This is a genomic window from Limnobacter sp. SAORIC-690, assembly GCF_002954425.1.
Lineage (GTDB): Bacteria > Pseudomonadota > Gammaproteobacteria > Burkholderiales > Burkholderiaceae_B > Limnobacter > Limnobacter profundi.
Genome location: NZ_MQVZ01000001.1, coordinates 2,216,038 through 2,237,253, shown reverse-complemented (window position 1 = coordinate 2,237,253; position 21,216 = coordinate 2,216,038). Strand labels below are relative to the sequence as shown.

10 protein-coding genes are annotated in these 21,216 nt (G+C 53.2%); 7 read left to right on the top strand and 3 right to left on the bottom strand.

Features of this window, described 5'->3' with window-relative positions; genetic code table 11:
• Positions 1 to 69 precede the first annotated feature (69 nt).
• From BSZ31_RS10645 to BSZ31_RS10625, 7 genes are read left to right on the top strand one after another with little or no spacing between them, the layout of a single operon-like run.
• Complete coding sequence (locus BSZ31_RS10645) at positions 70 to 2,055, top strand: heme-binding protein (RefSeq protein ID WP_206018591.1); 1,986 nt, start codon at positions 70 to 72, stop codon at positions 2,053 to 2,055.
• Complete coding sequence (locus BSZ31_RS10640) at positions 2,040 to 4,301, top strand: SH3 domain-containing protein (protein ID WP_240605693.1); 2,262 nt, start codon at positions 2,040 to 2,042, stop codon at positions 4,299 to 4,301. The genes BSZ31_RS10645 and BSZ31_RS10640 overlap by 16 nt, the downstream gene beginning before the upstream one ends.
• 16 nt (positions 4,302 to 4,317) lie before the next feature.
• The gene (locus BSZ31_RS10635; protein WP_240605692.1) at positions 4,318 to 6,972 is read left to right on the top strand and encodes a hypothetical protein; all 2,655 of its coding nucleotides are present in this window, start codon (positions 4,318 to 4,320) and stop codon (positions 6,970 to 6,972) included.
• Positions 6,969 to 7,745 carry an LVIVD repeat-containing protein gene (locus BSZ31_RS17385; protein ID WP_240605691.1) on the top strand — a complete coding sequence of 259 codons (777 nt, stop codon included), beginning with the start codon at positions 6,969 to 6,971 and terminating at the stop codon, positions 7,743 to 7,745. The genes BSZ31_RS10635 and BSZ31_RS17385 overlap by 4 nt, the downstream gene beginning before the upstream one ends.
• A complete protein-coding gene (locus tag BSZ31_RS17380) occupies positions 7,697 to 8,215 on the top strand; it encodes a hypothetical protein (protein WP_240605690.1) in 519 nt (172 codons plus the stop codon). The genes BSZ31_RS17385 and BSZ31_RS17380 overlap by 49 nt, the downstream gene beginning before the upstream one ends.
• A 3-nt stretch (positions 8,216 to 8,218) precedes the next feature.
• Positions 8,219 to 9,568, top strand: a complete 1,350-nt coding sequence (locus BSZ31_RS10630) for a multiheme c-type cytochrome (RefSeq protein WP_105028731.1) — start codon at positions 8,219 to 8,221, stop codon at positions 9,566 to 9,568.
• Between the two features lie 3 nt (positions 9,569 to 9,571).
• On the top strand, positions 9,572 to 12,034 hold the full coding sequence (locus tag BSZ31_RS10625; RefSeq protein ID WP_105028730.1) for a cyclic nucleotide-binding domain-containing protein: 2,463 nt from the start codon (positions 9,572 to 9,574) through the stop codon (positions 12,032 to 12,034).
• A 30-nt stretch (positions 12,035 to 12,064) separates the two neighbouring features.
• Here BSZ31_RS10625 and BSZ31_RS10620 read toward each other — a convergent pair whose 3' ends face one another.
• The 3 genes from BSZ31_RS10620 to BSZ31_RS10610 are packed head-to-tail and all read right to left on the bottom strand — an operon-like array spanning position 12,065 to position 21,208.
• On the bottom strand, positions 12,065 to 14,329 hold the full coding sequence (locus tag BSZ31_RS10620) for a CHASE2 domain-containing protein (RefSeq protein WP_105028729.1): 2,265 nt from the start codon (positions 14,327 to 14,329) through the stop codon (positions 12,065 to 12,067).
• A gap of 13 nt (positions 14,330 to 14,342) precedes the next feature.
• Positions 14,343 to 15,800, bottom strand: coding sequence for a FecR domain-containing protein (locus BSZ31_RS10615; protein ID WP_168426937.1), 1,458 nt, complete (start codon positions 15,798 to 15,800; stop codon positions 14,343 to 14,345).
• Positions 15,801 to 15,811: 11 nt separating this feature from the next.
• Positions 15,812 to 21,208 (bottom strand): filamentous hemagglutinin N-terminal domain-containing protein, encoded by a 5,397-nt coding sequence (locus BSZ31_RS10610; RefSeq protein WP_105028727.1) that lies wholly within the window; start codon positions 21,206 to 21,208, stop codon positions 15,812 to 15,814.
• Between the last annotated feature and the right edge of the window lie 8 nt (positions 21,209 to 21,216).

Here is a 21,216-nt window from a genome sequence, read left to right as displayed (position 1 = left end):
CAGCAGTGAACTGGGGACTTGCAGGCAAGCAAGTCCATTGAAAAACAAAGATGAGCGAGTTAGAAGTCGATGCGCAAACGCACAGATGCAGTAACCGGCACATATGCCGTAAAAGGCACAGCAGCACAATTAAAACGGATTGCCATGGGAGTGGCAGTTTGCCTTGCAACGCCATTGATCTTGGTGTCATGTGGTGGCGGGGGCGGCGGTGGAAGCTCGTCTGAACCCAATTTCAATGTTGAGCCTTTGGGCACGCAAAGCTTGTCCATCCCGGAGGTCAACGACATTGTGGCCCGCGCGGTACAGGCGTCGATTTCCCGAGGTGTGCAATCAACCATCGCAGTCACCGACCGTGTGGGCAATGTGTTGGCCGTTTATCGCATGACCAACTCCAGCCCATCTGTAATTATCACAAGTGGACTGAGTGGTGCCAATGGCAGGGGCCTGGACGGATTCACACCTGTACCCAGCGAATTGGCGGCCATTGCCAAAGCAATTACCGGAGCCTACCTGTCTTCAACCGGGAACGCATTCAGCACCCGCACAGCCAGCCAAATTGTTCAGGAATTTTTTCAACCAGGAGAAACAGGCCAGCCCAGCGGCCCACTGTACGGCGTGCAGTTCAGCCAACTTCCCTGCTCTGATCTGAATGTGTGGCTTTCACAAAATGCGACTATTGGTCCAAAACGCTCACCGCTTGGTTTGTCAGCAGATCCTGGTGGCTTTCCGATCTATCAGGAAGGCCGGGTGGTGGGTGGTATCGGCGTGATTGCATCGACCGATGCGGGTACCCAAGGCGTGTACGGGCTGGACCGTGACATCCTCACCAATGAAGTTGATCTTGAGGAAGAAATCGCATTTGCTGCACTGCCAGAGGCTTTCCGTGCGCCCGCTCAAATTCGTGCAAATCGTATTACTGCAAACGGCCAAACTTTTCAGTTTTCCAACACCACACCCGCAGTGGCTGGCGCCGCGGCGCTGGCTGGAAATGGAAACTTCGTGGCAGTTACAGGCTACAAAACAGCTGCGGGTGTCATTGCTGGAACATCTTATGGCACCAGTCAATCCGGTTACGTACCGACCACCGCCCCAGCCTTCAATGGCCTGAACACATTTACCCTGATTACCAACCCCGCTGACAACACCTCGGTGCGCTTTCCGCCGACTGCCGGAGCGAACCTGACGCAAGCCGAGGTGCAGAATATTCTGGTCGAGGGGATGAAGACTGCGAACCGCGCTCGTGCGCAAATCAGAAATCCTTTGGGTTCACCAGCGGAAGTCACGGTGTCTGTGGTTGATCTTGACGGAGATATTCTAGGCTTGGTTCGCTCGTCAGACGCACCGATATTTGGTACCGATGTATCGGTACAAAAAGCGCGCTCGGCACTTTCATTCAGTTCAGCAGAGGCATTGACTGACTTTACTGCAATTGATGCGGGTAACCATGCCGCATTTGCCAATGCAATGGACACGTTTTTTACCGGGCAGGCCAGTTCCCTGAATGGCAGCAAGGCATTTTCGGCGCGCGCAATCGGCAACGTGCACCGCCCTTATTTTCCAGACGGCGAGGTGGGTACGCCAACAGGCCCACTTTCATCACCAATCTCTCAATGGAGCCCCTTCAACGTTGGCTTTCAATTGAACATTGTGACCAACAAGGTATTGGGTACGCTGACAGCGACCACGCGCGCAGCAAATCAGTTCTCACCCCCTGCCGCACTCACCTGTGTTGACGACGTGAATATTCCCGCAGGTCGACAAGGCCGTTTCGCCAATGGTATGCAGATTTTCCCGGGAGGTTTCCCGATTTACAAAGGCGACACATTGGTAGGTGCAATTGGTGTGTCCGGTGACGGCGTGGACCAGGACGACATGATTGGCTATCTGGGCGTGATCAACGGTGCAACCGCGGTGGGCAGTACCATGCGCCCATTCCCCTCCACCTTGCTGACTGCCAATGAATTGTCCAATTCAGGCGAATTTTTGAAGTATGTGCAGTGCCCGCAAACTCCGTTCAACAACAGCAGTGAACAAAACGTATGCCCAGCACCATGAAGAAAAACAACAACATCATGCGTTTGAAACCACTGGCCATCGGGCTGATTTTGGCTGGCTTGCTGCCCGTGCCCGCAATTGCACAAATTCGGGCGGATATTCGCAGCGAAACAAAACCCAACCTTGTTGCCCAGGTGACACAAACCGTTGAGAAAGTTACCCGGAAAGTGGCGGGCATTCCGGAAGTTGCGGAACTTGAAAACGCCGAACGCCCGCTGGTGTTGCTGCAAGTGTTTGACAACCGAAGCGTGGTGTACACAAAACCCAACAAGGAATCTCGCGCGATTGGCGAGTTTTTCAAAGGTCAGTTGGTCGATGCCTATGAAGAGAAAGACGGCTGGTACAGGGTTCGTATTCAGGACAGCCTCTTGGGTGGCTTCCTGGGCAGCACCGACGGCTGGGTGCAACAAGGCACCGGCCAGTACGGTGAACAATCGCTGGGCGTATTTGCGCCCCGCGCATTTTCAGCCGATGTGCTGCAAGACAAAGCAGGCACTGGCATACGCCCTTCAAGCACTGCCACACCGGGCATAGTCCCCAACACAATTCCACAAACATCGCAGGTACAGCGCGCCATTCCTGGCCGAGACACACCCATTGTGCCGCGTGACATTGCCATACCCGTGATCGACCCGAGCCAGGTGCCCCCACCTTTGCCCAACCTGCCACGCGAAACAGTGGCAGTGCCTGATCGCTGGCGAATTATGCAATCGCTGGGTTTCAAGTTTCCCCTGTTCGACCCCTACAACCAGAACGTGATCAAGGGCGACCTGCCCGTGTTGCAGAACACACTGGGCCCCGACTGGTTTTTTAACTTGGGTATTATTGCCGACACGCTGTACGAGCAACGCAACTTCCCGGTGCCTGTACCGCCAGCCACATCCACCACTGGTGGGCAGGCCAATATTTTCGGTGATGGTGAGCAATCGATTTTTGCCCACAACTTGATCGTGAGTTTGTCGTTGACCAAAGGCAACACTACTTTCAAACCACCCGACTATGAGTTCCGTTTAACACCGGTGTTCAACTACACCGATGTGCGCGTCAATGAAGACCGCTTGCTGAAAATTGCCTCTTCTTCCGGCGATGTTCGCCGTGAAGGGTTTGTGGGTATTCAGGAAGCATTTGTCGACGTGCACCTTCGCAACGTGTCAGATCGCTACGATTTCGACAGCTTGCGCGTGGGTATTCAGCCATTCATCAGCGACTTCCGGGGCTTTCTGTTCCAAGACCTGCCCATGGGCATTCGCCTGTTTGGCAACCGCAACAACAACATTTACCAGTACAACATCGGCTATTTCAAGCGGGTTGAAAAAGACACCAACAGTGGTCTGAATGATATTCGGCAAGACCTGCGCGACGATGATTTTTTCGTGGCCAACCTGTACCGGCAAGACTTCCCGTTTTTGGGTTTCACCAGTCAGGTGTCCTACATTCACAACCGCAACGATGAAGACGGTGAACGTTACTTCGACGCGAACGGATTTCTCGCTCGGCCCTCCTCGCTGGGCGATCAAAAGCCGTTTGGCTACCATGTGGACTATTTTGGTTTCAGCGGTGATGGCCACTACGGCCGCATGAACATTACCACTTCAACCTACTACGCCACGGGTAAAACAGACAGGCACCCGCTTGCCCAGCGCGAGCAAGACATTGATGCATTCTTTCACGCCACAGAATTGTCGCGCGACTTTGACTGGTTCCGTTTGCGTGGCAGCTTCCTGTATGCGTCGGGCGACGAAGATCCTTTTGATGGAAAAGCCGAGGGCTTCGATGCCATATTCGAGAACCCCCAGTTTGCAGGGGCCGACACCAGCTTTTTCATCCGTCAGAATATTCCTTTAATTGGCGGTGGTGGTGTGGCTTTGTCGGGCCGAAACGGTGTGTTGCCCTCCTTGCGTTCAAGCAAAGAACAGGGGCAATCGAATTTCATCAACCCAGGCCTGTTGCTGCTGGGTATTGGTGCCGATATTGATGTATTGCCCGAGCTTCGTTTGGTGGCCAACGTCAACAAGCTTGAATTCGACAACACCAATGTGTTGGGCACCTTGCGCCAGCAACGCCCACCATCCACGGATTTGGGTATTGATGCGTCGGTGGGTTTTCAGTACCGCCCCTTCTTCTCGCAAAACATTGTGGTGAATGGGTCGTTTGCCAAACTGTTACCGGGCAAGGGCTACAAAGAATTGTTCCCGGAAGACAAAGACCCTTACTCGTTTTTGTTCAACGTGATTTTGAGTTTTTAAGGCAGGTTGTTTGTTGATGAATTTGAATAACGCCATTGCTCCTCCCACAAAGCCCGCCAGCAATGATCGCTGGAAGGGCTGGCTGCTTGCATTGGGTTTCGCGGTGGCAGCTGTTTCCACTCTGGGGATCGACCAAGTGGCCCATGCCGCCAGTGAAAAGTTGCCTGAAAAAAGCTACACCATGGCACCCCATGCGCCTGAACGGCAAACTGCACGGGAAGCCTTTGCTAAAACCGAAGGCTGCATGAGCTGCCACACACAGACAGATGAACACACCATGCACGCCAACCCCGGTGTGGTGTTGGGCTGCACCGATTGCCATGGTGGTGATGCCACCGTGAAATGGGATGGCAAAGAGCAAAAGCAAGGCACGCTGGCCTATGACCACACCCGCGCAGCGCGTGAAAAGGGCTTTGCACCTGAATATCGGGCCGCACTGGACAAAGCCCACATTGCGCCACGAAACGAGAAGTTCTGGAACTACCCTTCGTCGGCCAACCCAAAGCGTTCGTACGCCAAGCTGAACAAAGAGCACCCCGCCTACATCCGCTTCGTCAACCCCGGTGACTTGCGAGTAGCACGCGAAGCCTGCGGTGCCTGCCACTTGCCAGTCATTCAGGCCCAAGAACGCAGCTTGATGAGTACATCGGCCATGCTGTGGGGTGGAGCCTCGTACAACAATGGAATTTTGCCTTACAAACGCTACATTCTGGGCGAGGCCTACACGCAAGACGGAAAACCCGGTTTGCTGAAAAACCCGGTGGAGGCCAACAATGAGCTGTTTGTTCACAAGGGTATTCTGAATGAACTGGCGCCCTTGCCCGCTTGGGAAACCACGCCCCCTGGGGACATATTCCGCGTGTTCGAACGTGGCGGCAAAGTGATCAACAGCATCTTTCCTGAAGTGGGCCTGCCCAACGTGTTGGGCCAAATTCAGCGACTGGACGAACCGGGGCGACCCGACATCAAGCAATCCAACCGGGGCCCTGGCACCGGCCAGCGTATTGCCGTGCCCTTGATCAACGTGACCAAGACCCGCTTGAACGATCCGCATCTTTGGTTCCTGGGCACCAATGAGCAACCAGGTGACTACCGTTCATCGGGTTGTACGGGCTGCCACACCATTTACACCAACGACCGTGACCCAAAGCATGCAGGGCCCTACGCCAAGTTTGGTCATGATGGGACCACGCAAACCATTGACCCGACCATTGCAAAAAACGAAAGTGGTCACCCGGTGAAGCATGAATTCACACGCGCCATTCCAAGCTCGCAGTGCATGGTGTGCCACATGCACCAGCCCAACGTGTTTGTGAACAGCTATTACGGCTACATCATGTGGGACTACGAAAGCGACGCGCCGCACATGTGGCCGGAAAAGCAACGTTACCCCACCGATTCTGAAATGCGTGAAATTCTGGATCGCAACCCCGAAGAAGCCGCTGTACGTGGCAAGTGGAGCGACCCTGAGTTTTTGAAGAATGTTTCTACACTCAACAGCAAACTGAAAGACACGCAATTTGCCGATTACCACGGGCACGGCTGGAACTTCCGTGCAGTTTTCAAGCGCAACCGCAAAGGTGCTTTGCTGGATGCGCAGGGCAATGTGGTTGCCGACGATGATCCCAAAAAATTCGACAAGGCCGTTCACCTGAGTTCAATTCACCTCGACGTGGGCATGCACTGCGTTGATTGTCACTTTGCGCAAGACATGCACGGCAATGGTCACATTTATGGCGAAGTGGCTGCTGCAGTTGAAGTAGATTGTGCCGATTGCCATGGCACCGCCACCAAATACCCCACCCTGCGCACCAGCGGGCCTGCTGCGCCACCTGGCGGCAGCGACTTAACCCAATTGCGAACCCAGGACGGCCGCAAGCGCTTTGAGTGGCGCGATGGCAAGCTGTACCAACGAGCGGCACTGGACCCCAACAAAGAATGGGAAATGAGCCTGGTGAAAGACAATATGAACCCGGCACACCCTGAGTACAATGCCAAAGCCGCACGCGCCAAACTGATGGGTGCAGGTGCAGAAGGCCAAGACGGGAAATGGGGACCAGGCGTAAAAGAGCTGGCGCACGACAACGACAAGATGACTTGCTTTACCTGCCACTTGAGCTGGACCACCAGCTGTGCGGGTTGCCACTTGCCCATTCAAGCCAACTGGAAAACCGAGCGCTTGCACTATGAAGGCGGGGAAACCCGAAACTACGCCACCTACAACCCACAAGTGGCGCGCGACGACATGTTCCAGCTGGGCGTGCATGGCCCGGTAAAAGGCAATCGGATTGCACCGATTCGCTCAAGTTCGGCCTTGATTCTTTCATCGATGAACGCCAATCGCGAACGGATTTACATTCAGCAACCACCCATTGCTGCGAGCGGTTTTTCTTCGCAGGCCTTTGCACCACACTACCCTCACACCGAGCGCAAAGAGGAAACAAAAACCTGTAGCGATTGCCATCTGTCACGCGAGGATGACAACAACGCCATCATGGCGCAGCTGTTGTTACAAGGCACAAACTTTGTGAACTTCATCGGGTTCAATGCATGGCTGGGCGGCACGGAGCACATTGCGGCGGTGACCGTGACTGAATGGGATGAACCCCAGGCTGTGTTGGGCAGCTACCTGCACAAATACGCTACCCGGACTATTATCAAAACCACTTGAATCGCAATCGAGAACTGGCTGATACCGTGGTGCCCGCGTTGATGGACCACACCACCAAAGGCGCGGCCAGTTGCATTCAATTGCGCGGCGAGTATGTGTTTGTGGCAGAAGGAAAAGGCGGTTTCCGCGCCTATGACGCAGCCAGTGTGGCCAACAAAGGCTATGGGCAACGCGTGATCACCGCACCGTTCAGCCCGCTTGGCCACGACACTCATGTGGCCTCCAAAAATGCGACTTGCATGGCCCTACCCACCAACCAGCCCATCAACCCCGAGAAAAACCAGGGCGACCTGATGCGCATTACCAATATGGAACAGCCATTCCACCCCATCTACAACTATGCCTTCATCACCGACAGCGAAGAAGGCCTGATTGCAGTGAATGTGAACACGCTGGCAGACGGCGAGCCTCGCAACAACTTTTTCGAGCGCGCGGTAACCTGGAACGAAAACGGGGTGTTGAACGGTGCAAGCCACATTACCTTGGGCGGGCACTACGCTTACATCACCACACCCAAGGGGCTGGTGTTTGTTGATATCAATAATCCCTTGAAGCCGCGACACATCACTACGCTGCCCTTGCAGGATGCTCGTGCCACAGCGGTGCAATTCCGCTACCTGTTCGCCACCACAGCCAAAGGCTTGGAGGTGATCGACATTACCCACCCTGAGAAGCCCGAACACACCGGTGCCGTGGTACCCATGGCAGATGCACAACGGTTTATTTGGCACGCACCTATGCGTATGTGGCTGCGAAAAAAGAAGGCTTGGTGATTGTCGACATTGAACGTCCGCGCAAGCCCGCGGTGTACCAACAATTTACTGCAGACGGGCAACTGAATGACGCGCATGATGTGGTGGTGGGCTCCACCAATGCATCCCTGTTTGCCTATGTGGCTGACGGTGTCAATGGTTTGAAAGTTTTGCAACTGACATCGCCTGACACGCAGCCGAAATTCTATGGCTTCTCGCCTGCGCCCATGCCTGAACTGATTGCATGGCGCAAAACACCAAGCCCTGCATTGTCGGTGTCAAAAGGTTTAGACCGTGACCGCGCTGTGGATGAAACAGGCGGGCAAATTGCCGTGTTTGGTCGCATTGGATCACGCCCGTTCACCCGCAAGGAAATGGAGGCGTTTTACCTTCGCCCCGATGGCCGCTTGTGGACTGTGACCGACAAGGTTGAAAAAGAAAACTACCTGCCCAAGCCCAAAGTCAATTCAGTGGCTTTCAGAAAGGATTAAGCCATGAAAGCAAATGCCTTGAACCGATGCTTCAATTGCCTGTTGCTTGCGCTAGGCACAAGCGTGTTGCTGGCTGCGCCTACAGCTGGCATGGCCCAAACCATGCCGCACCAATCGCCCCATCAATCGGTGGGCACAGTAAACTGTGCCAGCAGCACCTGCCATGGCAGCATTGCTGAACGCACAGCAACTCCTGTTTTGCAAAATGAATACACCACCTGGCTGCGCGAAGACCCACACACCCAGGCCTATGCCGTGTTAAAGAATGCACAATCGCAACGCATTGCAAAAAACATGGGGCTTGCCCAACCAGCCCATGAAGCCAAAGTTTGCCTGGATTGCCACAGCCACAATGTGCCGGCCAGTAAACAGGGGCCGCGCTTTGACAAAAGCGATGGCGTGAACTGCGAAGCCTGCCACGGCCCTGCCGAAAAGTGGATTAAAACCCACGTAGAACCCAAGGCAAGCCATGCAAAGAATATTGAAAATGGCCTATACCCCACCAGCGACCCCTACGCTGCCGCCAAACTGTGCACCAGTTGCCATGTGGGCGATTCGAGCCGCCCGATTACCCATCAAATCATGGGTGCGGGGCATCCGCGTATTTCGATTGAAGTGGAAACTTTCATGGCCCTTGAACCACCGCATTACAGAATCGATGAGGATTGGGTCAAGCGCAAAGGCGCTTACGATGCCGGTAAAATCTGGGCGATGGGGCAATTTGCAAGCAGCGCCAATTTGCTGGAATTGATCGCGGACACCAAGAGAAATCGCCAAGGCATCATGCCCGAACTTATGATGTTCGACTGCCACGCCTGCCACTCACCCATGAGCAAGAAAGACTGGTCCAAAGACCTGGCGCGCAGCCCAGGGCAAGCACGCATCAACAACTCCAGCCTCATCATGGTTCAGGCCATTGTTCGCGCAGCCGCACCGCAACACAGCAGTGACATTGCCAAACTGGTGAACCAGTTGCACATTGCAAGCACCTCACCGGCCGCCAACTTCGTTGAAGTTGAACGCGCCGCAAACGTACTTCATGCGCAACTGAACACCGTGCGAAAAGTGGTGGCCACGGTTCCATTCAATGAGCAAGTGTTGGAGAAAATCCTGAAAGACCTGGTGAATATGGCAGCCAATAACCAATACGCCGATTTCGCCGGTGCGGAACAAGCCTACATGTCGATCAGCAGCGTGGCCAATGGCCTGGCCCGAAAAGGCAATTCGCGCATTGCGCAAACCGTGAATTCAAAAATGAACCGTTTGCTGAAATTACTCAGCAATGATGAGGCCTACGACCGCGAAGCATTTCAATCCGAACTGCTGGCCCTGAAAGCCGCAGTGGGAGCATAAACCATGCAAGACAATCTCAAACCCATGTTTGCCGATGTGCCAGCTGAACTGGATATCGCCATCGTAGGCTCTGGTCCGGCAGGTTTGTCTGCGGCGGCGCGCGCACAGCAACTGGGTTGCAAGTACGTGCTGTTCGAATCAGAAAACCATGCATCGGACACAATTTACAAGTACCAAAAAGGCAAGCATGTGATGGCTGAGCCCGGCTTTCTGCCACTTCGCAGTGGCATGTCATTTGAAGCCGGAAAGCGGGAAAGCATTCTTGGCACCTGGGATTCTCAGCTGCTTAATCAAAAAATCAATATTCAATACAAGAAAACCGTCAGCAAGATCAGCAAACTCAATGATGGCGCCGGGCCGTTTGAGTTGACCTGCGAGGACGGAACCACAACCACCGCCCGCACAGTGATTTTAGGGATTGGTTTACAGGGCAATATCCGGAAGATTGGAACCGCGGGTGACGATCTCCCCAATGTTCAATACACCCTGGCTGATCCTGACGAATTCAACAATGAAACAATTATTGTGATTGGTGCGGGTGATGCCGCCATTGAAAACGCCTTGGCTTTGATGAAAAACAACAAGGTGGTGCTGATCAACCGTAAAGATGAATTTGCACGTTGCAAAGAAGGCAACCTGAACCAGATTCTTGCGGCAGACAGAAATGAAGATTTGCGTATCTTCTACAACACCAGCACAAGTGCAGTCGAGGAGATACCCGAGGCCAAAGAGGGAGAGCCCACACTCAACTACCGTTACAAAGGCCCCGAGGGTGAGCAGGCGATGCCTGTGCACCGAATTATTGCCCGTTTGGGGGCGACACCGCCCCGTGGTCTGGTAGAAAGTTTCGGGGTGACATTCCCCAACAGCGATCCCAACGCAGTGCCTGCGCTTAGCGAAACTTATGAATCCAACGTGCCCGGCCTGTTCATTGTCGGTGCGCTGGGTGGATACCCTCTAATCAAGCAAGCGATGAACCAAGGCCATGAGGTGGTGGATTCCATCATGGGCTTGCCGGTGGTACCCGCTGACGAGCCGCTGTTGGCTGAGAAGTTCAAACCCCTCGGTGATGTTTCTGTCTCGGCCGTGCTGGACATGATTCTGGAAAATGTTCCACTGTTCAACCAGATGACTCGCCTTCAACTGCGCGAATTCATGTTGGAATCAACGCTTCACCAACCCAAGAAAGGTTCAGTCATTTTCCACAAAGGTGACTACACCAGCACTTTCTTTGCCATCGTGCGGGGTGGTGTTGGCATTGAATTGGTGAACAAGGAAGGCAAGCCATTTATTCTTAACCTCGACAAAGGCAATTATTTTGGCGAGATGGGCCTGATCTCCGGGCGACGCCGCACAGCGACGGTTTATGCAGGTGAAAACTGCGTATTGATCGAAACGCCCCGCAAGGCCATGCTGAAGTTGATTGCTTCGGTGGATGCGGTGCGCAGAACAATCGATGAAACATTCGTGCGTCGCGCTCTGTCCACGCACCTTGCACCGCAGCTGGAGCCGCAGGAAATCGAGCAACTGATTGCGTCAGGCATCAGTGTGACCCGCTACGTGCGGGGTGAAAAACTGTTCAGTGAAGGCGATAAAACCGACGGCTTGCATTTGATTCGACGCGGATCTGTTGCAGTGTCCAAATTGATTGATGACCAAGACTCGGTACTTTCCTATGTGTCCGCAGGCAGCTATGTCGGGGAAATAGACCTGGTGGATGGAACAGATCGACAGACCACATGCACAGCCACAGTATTGACTGAGGTGTTATTGATTCAAGCCGATGCGGTCATCGATGTGTTGAGCAAAAACAGCAATTGGAAAAAGGCTCTTCAGGCCAAAATTGGCAAACGCGTTCACGACGCCATTTTCCGGGAAAGCACTGCAAAACGTGAAAGCGATTTGATTCACTTTTTGATGAAACAAGGTTTGGGCGATGCTACCAACGCCCTGGTTATTGATGAGAACCTGTGCGTGCACTGTGACAATTGTGAACGTGCCTGCGCAGAAACGCACGATGGAATACCCCGCCTGGATCGCGACGCTGGACCCACCTTTCAGAATATTCATCTGGCGCATTCTTGCCGACATTGTGAACAGCCGCATTGCATGAAAGACTGCCCACCGGATGCCATTCGCCGCAATGAAAAAGGTGAAGTCATGATTGCAGATACCTGCATTGGTTGCGGTAACTGTGCCAAAAACTGCCCTTACAACGCGATTGAATTGCGCGTTAAACCGCCTCCCAGAAAAACCGGTTTGCTGTCTTGGCTGCTGTTCGGCGCGGGCGGCCCTCTGGGTGAACGCCCGGTGAAGTACGACGCCAACTCTATCAAGAAAGCCTACAAGTGTGACTTGTGCCACGGCAAAGATGGCGGCCCGGCTTGCGTTCGTGCCTGCCCAACGGGCGCGGCATTCCGTATTTCACCCGAGGTGTATTTGAACCAGCAAAACGAACTGATCTAAGCCAACCAAGTTGGGTTAAATCGGTTCGTTTTACTTCGTGTCGAACTGGGTTACGCCATCCCAGTTTTCAGGTGGGGAATTCAACTCAAAGTACTCAATACGGTTTTCGTAGAGGGCATGCAAAGTAGGATTCGTAACCACACTGCCCTGCAATCCAGCCAATAGTTCACGCGCCAACTGCCATTTCTGGGCACGAAACGCGGCCAAAAACTCATCCCATTGTTCCAACTGACTCAAGCTTGCTTCAGGCAAAGTGGCGTGCTCGCCCACGGGTGCATAAATTGAAACAGGCTCGTTCTTGCCCTTCACCTTCACCGCATCCAGTTCTTGAAACACCATGCCGGGCACAGCCGCTTTGGTTTGTGGTCCAACAATTACGCCCACGCCATAAGTTTTGGTAATGCCTTCCAGTCGCGAACCCAAGTTCACAGCATCGCCCATCACGGTGTAAGCGCGACGAATTTTTGAGCCCATGTCGCCCACCCGCATTTGCCCGGTGTTCACACCCACACCAATGGCCAGCGTGGGCCAATTACGCGCCAGGAGCCGTTCATTCAAACGCACAGCTTCTTCCTGCATGGCAATGGCCGCTTTGGTGGCCAATTCAGCATGCTCAGCATCTGCAATGGGTGCCCCCCAAAAGGCCATGATGGCATCACCAATGTATTTGTCCAGCGTGCCACGGTGGGAGCGAATAATCTCGGACATCACCGTGAGGTATTCATTGATGTACTCGCGCAATTCATTGGGCTTGAGCGATTCTGAAATCGTTGTGAAACCTCGAACATCCGAAAACAACACGGTGAGTTCGCGGCTTTCACCTTCCATGGAATAGCGCTTGGGGTCCGCCGCCATTTCAGAGACCAATTCCGGCGCTACATACTCTCCGAACAAATCCACCATTTGCCGCTTGCTGCGCGATTCCGCCAAATATCCATAGGCCACATCGAACATGAATATGGCCAGCACCAGCAACAACACCACCGCCACCGGCAATACCAGGCCTGCCTGAAAATACAGCACGGAATTGATCGCCACGCTGGCCACCAACACTGCTAGCGCAACCAATAGCGACCAGGTGGCACTAAGAATCGGCATCATCACACTCAGCACGAAACCCACTGCCAACACCGTAATGAACAACAAACCCTGCGAATACTCCGGTCGAAGTTTGTAAATGCTGTCGAGCATGCCACTGATCACATTGGCATGCACTTCTACCCCCGGGTAGGCCGGGTTCACGGGTGTGCTTCGCAAATCGAGCAAGCCAGGCGCTGTAGTACCGACCAATACAATTCGACCTTCAATGTCTTCTGGCTTCAATACGCCCGCAAGTACATCGGCCGCTGACACATAGCGATAGCCGCCAGCATTCGGACCACCCTTGGCCCGGAAATGAACACGGGTCAACAAGCCACGTTCAACTGGAATGTCCAACTCAACTTCAGGAGACCTCAGTGCAATCAACTCCACTGCACCATAGTCATCGGGAACACCTTCAGGAAACACAGGTATCACCTGCGGATTACCCAAGGCCCGCCGCAGTGTGCCCAAAGCAAAACTTTGGTAATAAGCATCATTGAATTGAGCAAGCAGCGGAATGGAGCGAACGGTGCCGTCCTCATCCACAATCGGATTGAAATAGCCGCCCTCCGCATTTTTCTGCAACACGGGTATATTGCCGCCATAGCCCTGCCAGCTTGTACTGTCCAGGGCCAACTCACCCAACTGGCTTCTTTTGAACAACGCTGGCGGAAGCGCGCCAGACAACGCTGTTGGATCCTGATTCAGGTAATACCCCAACACCACTGGCCGGTCGGCCAGAACCTGGGCCAACTGTGCATCTCGATCGAACTGCGCTTTAATTCCGGTTCGCAACTCCTGAAGCTGACTACCCAGAGCAGGCTTGTTTTCGATGATGGTGTCCAATGCCAGAAGCGCATCACTTTGCTGAGGCTCGGCAAATACAATGTCGAAACCAACCGCAGCAGCACCCAACCGATCGGTTAGCTCCACAACCAGCTTGGCCACCACATCTCGAGACCATGGCCAACGCCCCACTTCGCTCAGGCTTTGTTCGTCAATATCGACAATCACAATGCGCGGATCAAGCTCGGGCAGTTGTGCTTCAGCCCTCAGCCGCACATCATAAACCAAGTAATCAAGACGTTTCACCACTTCGCTGGGGGCGAAGCCCAACACATGCAGCAAAGCCACTGCCGTGAACGAAAAACCCACACCGATGCGAAATGCTTTGCCCGCAATTTTTCGCCAAGACTTGATCAATTTGCTCATGCATCAACTACCATCAAGGCGCACACTGCGGTGCCGAGAATGGCGGGGCAGACAAGGTGATGTCTTGAACAATGACATCGGGCGGTGCAGTCAGCAATTGCGGAGGCAGGTTACTCAATGTTTGTACAAAGGCACCCTCACCCCGATTGACTTCAAGCGGAGCCTGATTGGAATTGGTAATCACGATGGTGCCGTCGTTCACTGCAACAAACAATTGCGAACCCTCATCTGAAGAACCACCACCCTGCGTCAATGACTGAACCGGCGTAGACGATAGGGTTTCAAAGTTTGCAGGCGTGGTTTCAGGTAGTGGGCCAGCATTGGGCACATTGCCCAGCACATTGGCCAATGAATTGATGACTTGAATATTCACGTTGCCCGCAGGAATCACCGCCGATTGCCCTGCATTGATCACTGAATTTAAATTGCCCGAAGTGACAATAATTTGCCCGTCACGAAGCTCAACCGTCAGGTTGGCTCCGCCCGAGCACACCACTAAGCCACCATTCACTGATGTACATGAGATATCAATTGCTGTGCCTCGAATACCCACCGTTGCAGTTTCAGTAAAAAACTTCACGTTGTTGGGTTCGGCTTTGGCAATGGCGCCGGTTACCGCACGCACCGCCCCTTTGAGCAACTTGAACGAGGCCACTGAGGTTTGTGGTGAGGCTGGCGCGTATCGATAGGCAGCCACTTGCATGGAGCTGCCACCTGGCAGAGTGAGGCGTGTGGAGTCAGCCATGCTGACCACGGCAAACCCACCTTCCGACACATCGATGGTTTCCCCCGCAAATACAGCTGATCCTTTTTGCAAAGCGCGTCGCTTGCCTTCAACCGACACGGCAAATAATTCGCCAGTCAGTTGGGAAATACGCCCCGCCACATCGGCAGTGGAGGTATTTGTGGCTGTGGCTTTGTCAGACTCGCCCTTGGCCAGCCGAGTACACTCATTGCCTTTGCAAATTCGGGCCGTGAAGTCAGTTCCCCGAATGCCAATGGTGGCTGTTTCGCTTTTCATTGAAAAAGCGTCTGCACTGCCACGTTTGCCAATCAACCCAGTGAGTGTGCGCAACCCCCCTTTAACGAGTTTGAATTCGGCTTTGTCGGCTATGGGTTGCTCGGGTTGATATTCATAGTTCTCAACTACAAAGCGTGTGTTTGGTCGCAAGGCCACCTGCGTGGTGTCCACAAACTCCAGTACTGTGGTGCTTTTTGCCTGGGTGTTGATGACATCGCCCACATTCAACTTGGTACCAGCGCCGGCAAATTTGTTTTTGCCTTCCGCAGTTTGCAAATTAACCAAGCCAGTGACTACTTTGATAGTACCCACAACCGCCTTGCCGGGCTGGCTGGCCGATTGTGCCCCTGCCGGCGCAGCAAGGTCTTTCGGTTGAATGTTTTGAGCCAACGCCGCATTGGAGCCAACAAGGCTCAAAGCGAGAAAACCCAAGGCCAATAGTTTCTGCATGTTATTGATCCTCATTTGCACACCGCCGAAGCCCGCTGAGGATCACTTTGTGTGGTCTTCAACTCAATGTCATTGGACTGCTGTGAAATGGTTGTACCCGCAGTGCTTTGATTGGCCACCTCGACAGCCTCCTCTTCCTGTTGGGTTTGCTGCGTGCTGCTTGTCGATGTAGTACCCGAGCTTGGCTCGGTAGTGCCAGTTGAGGTGGACGTTGGCGTGAAAGCCTGATTCAGGTTTTGTCCAACCGAGGTGCTATCCGTGCCTGTGCTTTGAGTCAACGAAGTTGGACTTGTTGGCGAGGTGGGCTGGGGCGAGACCGGAGGCGGTGAACTTACAGCCACGGTCGAGGTGCTCATTTGCTGAATGGGCAACTGCTGACCATTCGTGGTGTTCGCAATTACGGGTGAAGAGAATGTGTACGCAGAACTGGCAGGTGAGCTGGAAATTCCACCGAAGGTTCCATTGATGGTGTTGGCCTCGAGGAAAGCATACTGACTGCCTGCAACCAGCGTACCGCCTGAAATATCAATCAAATTCAATTGGCCCGCCAGGTTGGCGTTGCCCTGTACCACGATGCAATCGAAATCAGTACCCTGTACACCACCGTCACTCAAAATCTCGATGTCAATAATGCTGTTTGCATCCAGGTTCAAGTCACCACTCACGGTCATCAAGCCTGGCGATGCGCCCGGGACAATTCGACCACCCTGTGCATTCAAATTACCAGTGATATTTGCAAAACCACGCAAGGCACCGCCATTGATGTTCACGTTGCCGACCAACTGTGTACCTGGCTGAACGGTGAGGTTACCGGCGGATTGACTGTAACCAGTATCGAACGTGAATAATCCGCCATTAAAAAATACATTCGCGGCATTTTGAAAGGAACCACCAAAATAAATGTCTTGTGCGGATCCGCCAGAGAAGTTCAATGTGCCAGTGCCGCCATTCACAAAGTTATTTCCAAATAAGCCAGAACCAGTCAAGTTCAAAGTGCCCGCGTTTGAGAACAAACCAGTACCTGAAACCATATTAGAGAAAGTGTAAGTACCGGTGTTATTGATCGTGCCACTGTTAACGATCGAATTTTGAACAACACTTCCACTGGCGTTACCAAGGTTCAGTACACCACTGTTGTTCAACATACCCGTGCCGGTCAGCAGACCACTAAGGGTGTAATTGCCCTGCAACTCCAATACACCGTTGTTTTCCAGATTGTTCGAAATGGTTTCATTGGCCATGTTGTTGCCAAATCGCACTGTGGAACCCGGGGCATTCACCAAGCGTCTGCCGCCAACCAAGTCGGCCACAGTCACCAGGTTCAAACCTTGCATGAATGTGATCTCGTCGGGTGTTTGAAATGCAAACCGCAATCCACTTAAATCGGCGCCCGCTGCAAACGCTACACCACTGTTGGCCAAGGTGGGGTTGGGTGCGCCCAAAGTTGTCATGACCATGCCGGAGTAGGTCAGGCTTTGGGTTACGTCAAACTTCACACAGAAATCAGACACCGAACAGGTCAAGCCATTGACCGCCGATGAATCGGGGGTGCCATCAATCACGAAGGAAGGGTTCGCAAACCCGCTCAACACGGTAGTGATTGGCGTAGAGAATCCATCAAAATCTTCATATTCGGCCAAAGCCACCGCTTCAGGTGTAAGTTGGCCCACCAGGAACACGGGGCGCGATGGGGGCGTTGAAGCACCATAAAACAACTGCAAAGCCGGGGGCAAACTGGGGGTATTGCCGGTCACGTTCAAACGAATACCACTGCCCACATTCAAGGTCATTGAATCTGGAATGGAGCCTGCAGCCATTGGGTCATAAGCTCGTCGGCCCGCGATAATCAGGTTGCCTTGCGTTCCTGAACTGATTGTTGCTGTGCCATTCAAATTGGCCACACCCGCAGCATCAGTTTCCACAATCAGGAAAGCATCACCGCCCATATTGATTGTGGCACCATTCAACACAGCAGACGTTACAGGGGCACCATTTCCATCCTGACTGGCCAGCAACACCACACCGGTTGGCGATACGTTGATCGTTGTGCTTACCTCGGTGTTGCGCAGCTCCAGAAAACTGTCTGGCGCAATATTGATTGAATTGGCTGTGCCCGCACTGGTCAGTAAACCACCGGTTACCACCAAATCATCGCCAACCAGAATATTCCCTTTGCTCAGCGGCGCTGAAGTTGCAGCGTTGCCGGCGTTCACCAGACTGTTATCCCAAACGCCCTCGGCTGCAAGGCGACCACCATTGCTGCGGTTTACATCGTACAAATCTGCAGAAGTGAAATTGCCAGACAAAACCAGAGTGGAATTTGCACCATTTACATTCAGGGTACCGTCTACGGTGGACACGTTCTTGCCCTCAAGGCGCACACGGCCACTGTTCACGGTGAGCGAGCCGTTGAAGTCCAGATCAACAACAGGTTCAAAATCGGTGTTCAACGATTGTGAGAACTGAACCTCACCAATTCTGAGAGAGCGTCCGTCGCCTCCGGCATTGACTTGAATGTTTGCAGACTGAATCACCATGGTGTTGATGGGGGTTGACATGCTGACTTCAGAGTTGAGGTCAAAGTTCTCTGTGCTGGTTTGTATGGAGTTCAGGAAACCATTGACTTCAATGGTCACCGGTGCCTCCAGACGCCCATCCAGCCCGGTGATGTCAACAATTGCCCCACCCGAGGGAGAGTTTGAAAAACTGGCAGTTTCCAAAGGTGGCATGGAGTGAATAATGTCGTCTGTGGCCGCCCCGTTCATGACAATGCGCGCACCCTGTTGAGCAACGAATTGCCCTTGCGTTGTTGAGATATACGCACCAGGTTGCTTGGCTGGAACCATCGGGGTAACACTCACCTCTGAAGAGGAGGAGTTAAACGCACGTCCCAGTTCAAGAAAAGAGCCAGTCGACAGGGTAATTCGGGAAGTGGCACCCATACCAAGGGCCTGGAAACTGGCGTTGTTAAAACCAGCGCCAATGTTGAAACTTCCGTTTAAATCAGTATCAATCGCACTCAGGAAAGAGGATGAGCCAAACTCGTTGGACATCATGTTGAATGTGCCGTTGAGGATCGCTTTCTGATAGTACAAACTGGAGCCCACCAGGTTAATGGTGCTACCCGTGCCTGCATCAATATCGCCAATTTGGTAGAAGCCAAAAGGAGAACTGCTGCTGCCGGCGCTGTTTGAGAAATTCAAAGTACCGGCGTTGGTATCAATCTCGACAATGTCGTTGAAGCCACCGTTGAAATTGACCGTACCGCTAGAGATCAATCGGTTCAAATTGGTATTGGGATTCAGATCAAATGACAACTCCGGATCAAATAGCGTGAAGGTTGACACAGTACTGCCTGCCTCTACGGTCAAGCTATTCGCGTCCAGAAAGTTGTACTGCAAATTCCCTTGAATGGGTGCTGGCAACTCAAAATTGTCTACGCCAACGCGAATATCGGTGACAGGGGTTGTTTCACTTCCAAACAGGCTTAATTGATTCACCTGAAGGTTTGCACCCAGCACGTTGAGTTTCACTGTTTTTTCGGGACTGACAATGTAGCTTTGCTGGGTCACGGGATCTGTGGCCACCGCACCGGTGACGGTGATTCGATTAAGTGACAACGGGCCACTTGAGCCAGTATTCATTCCCGACAGCAAATTCACGCCGTCGAGTGGCAACTGGCCCATTGTGTTGGTGGGCAAAGCCGTACCAGTATCGTATGGCGACAAAATCAAATTGCCGCTGTTGCCCAGGTACAGCGGAGCATCGACATACACCGGTTTGGCAATGTCATAACTCAGGAACAAATCGAACCCATCAAACACTTGCTGCCCGGGCATCAAGCCCACAGCGGCGTCAATGTTGATTTCGCCTTTCGCTTCCAGAAATAGTTCTGGATTGATACCGGTCGACTGAGAGTTGTTCTGGTCAATCAGGACAGGAGCCGCAATGGTCAAATTACCGTCGCCTGGTTGCGTGCCAGTGGTGTAAATTTGTACGAAACCGTTATTCTCCAAACCATCCACCACGGTACTGTTCAAGAGAAATGACTCAGTCGGCGAGAAGGTTGAAGAAATATCGTCCGTAGAAAAGAACGGGCTCTGTGAGCTGTTTTCAAGGTTGAAACCACCTTGTGGAATTTGATCCACAATCGTCAGGTTAGCCGGGTCGATCAACCACTGCCCAGCCTCACCCTTGGCAGCCGAGGTGTTCGCAGCCACATTCACAGCCAGGCTTTGTTTGCCCGAGGTTTCTACGCGACCACCATTGCCGCCCAGTGCGCCACCCTTGGCTTGCACTTCAGAATCAACGGCCGTGTGCCCGTCGGCCCACACCACCACCTCACCACCGTTGCCGTTGGCTGTGGCGTTCGCAGAAATTTGGGTATTGGCCTGCACCACTGTTTGCTGGGCGTTAGCAAGAGTTTCATCCTCCCCTTTCCAGCCACCGCCCACATGCACTGTACCGCCGCCTGTGGCGCCATCCGCAGAAATGCGGGCATCACTCAGCACCGCCACGCGTTCGCCTGTGATGTCAATTTCACCACCTTGGCCCTGTGCACTTTCGGCAAGAACCTGCCCGCCTGCCAATACATCACCTTGCGCAATAAACCGAATAACACCGCCCTCGCCCAGCCGTGCGCCTGTGGCCTCAACCACACCACTGTTTTTCACCAAATGCGAAAACAGGGATGCATTTTTGCTGATAATTTGACCCAGGTTCACAGCCTTGTCGCCCTCTTTGGCGGCAACGGTCAAGCCAATAGTAGGGTGCCTCATGTCCACAATCGTCACACTGTGACCAGCAGCCAAAAGCACCTCTCCGTCTGCATGAATAATGCCGCTGTTTTCAATACTGGGTGCCAACAGAACAATAGAGCCACCCGAGTGCGTGGTCAGTGAGCCCTGGTTGACGATGTTGCCAGCTGTGCCAGTTGAATCGTTGAAACGCAAGTGCCCGTTCAGCAAATCCGTATCCGACGCAGCCAGGGTACTGGCCAAAAAGCCCGCAGTATCCACCACAGCGCCCTGACCAAAAAACACACCCGCCGGGTTGATCAAAAACACTTGCCCGTTGCTTTGCAGGGTGCCAAGAATTTGGGACACATCGCCACCGGTAACTCGGTTAAACACCTGGCTGGCCGCATTTTGTTGAATAAACTGCGTGGTTTGCCCAACATCAATATTGAACTGTTGCCAATTCAAAATGGCACCTGGCGTATTGGTAATTTGCATCAAGTTACCAATGGTTTGCGCGGTGGCCTGCCCTGCGACCACCGACATTCCGGTGGGGTTGGCGTAAGCTGAACTGGCAATGGCCATGGCCACACCCAAAGCCACCGCTTTTCGCTGAAACTGGGTGCCTGAACTGCGAACTGAGCTACGGGTTGAAAGACGATTGGATTTCATGGTGTCTT

Excerpts from the sequence above, each read along its gene's own strand:
- BSZ31_RS10645 (WP_206018591.1), top strand. The coding sequence starts at position 70 with ATGCGCAAACGCACAGATGCAGTAACCGGCACATATGCCGTAAAAGGC.
- BSZ31_RS10640 (WP_240605693.1), top strand. The coding sequence starts at position 2,040 with ATGCCCAGCACCATGAAGAAAAACAACAACATCATGCGTTTGAAACCA.
- BSZ31_RS10635 (WP_240605692.1), top strand. The coding sequence starts at position 4,318 with ATGAATTTGAATAACGCCATTGCTCCTCCCACAAAGCCCGCCAGCAAT.
- BSZ31_RS10630 (WP_105028731.1), top strand. The coding sequence starts at position 8,219 with ATGAAAGCAAATGCCTTGAACCGATGCTTCAATTGCCTGTTGCTTGCG.
- BSZ31_RS10625 (WP_105028730.1), top strand. The coding sequence starts at position 9,572 with ATGCAAGACAATCTCAAACCCATGTTTGCCGATGTGCCAGCTGAACTG.
- BSZ31_RS10620 (WP_105028729.1), bottom strand. The coding sequence starts at position 14,329 with ATGAGCAAATTGATCAAGTCTTGGCGAAAAATTGCGGGCAAAGCATTT.
- BSZ31_RS10615 (WP_168426937.1), bottom strand. The coding sequence starts at position 15,800 with ATGCAGAAACTATTGGCCTTGGGTTTTCTCGCTTTGAGCCTTGTTGGC.
- BSZ31_RS10610 (WP_105028727.1), bottom strand. The coding sequence starts at position 21,208 with ATGAAATCCAATCGTCTTTCAACCCGTAGCTCAGTTCGCAGTTCAGGC.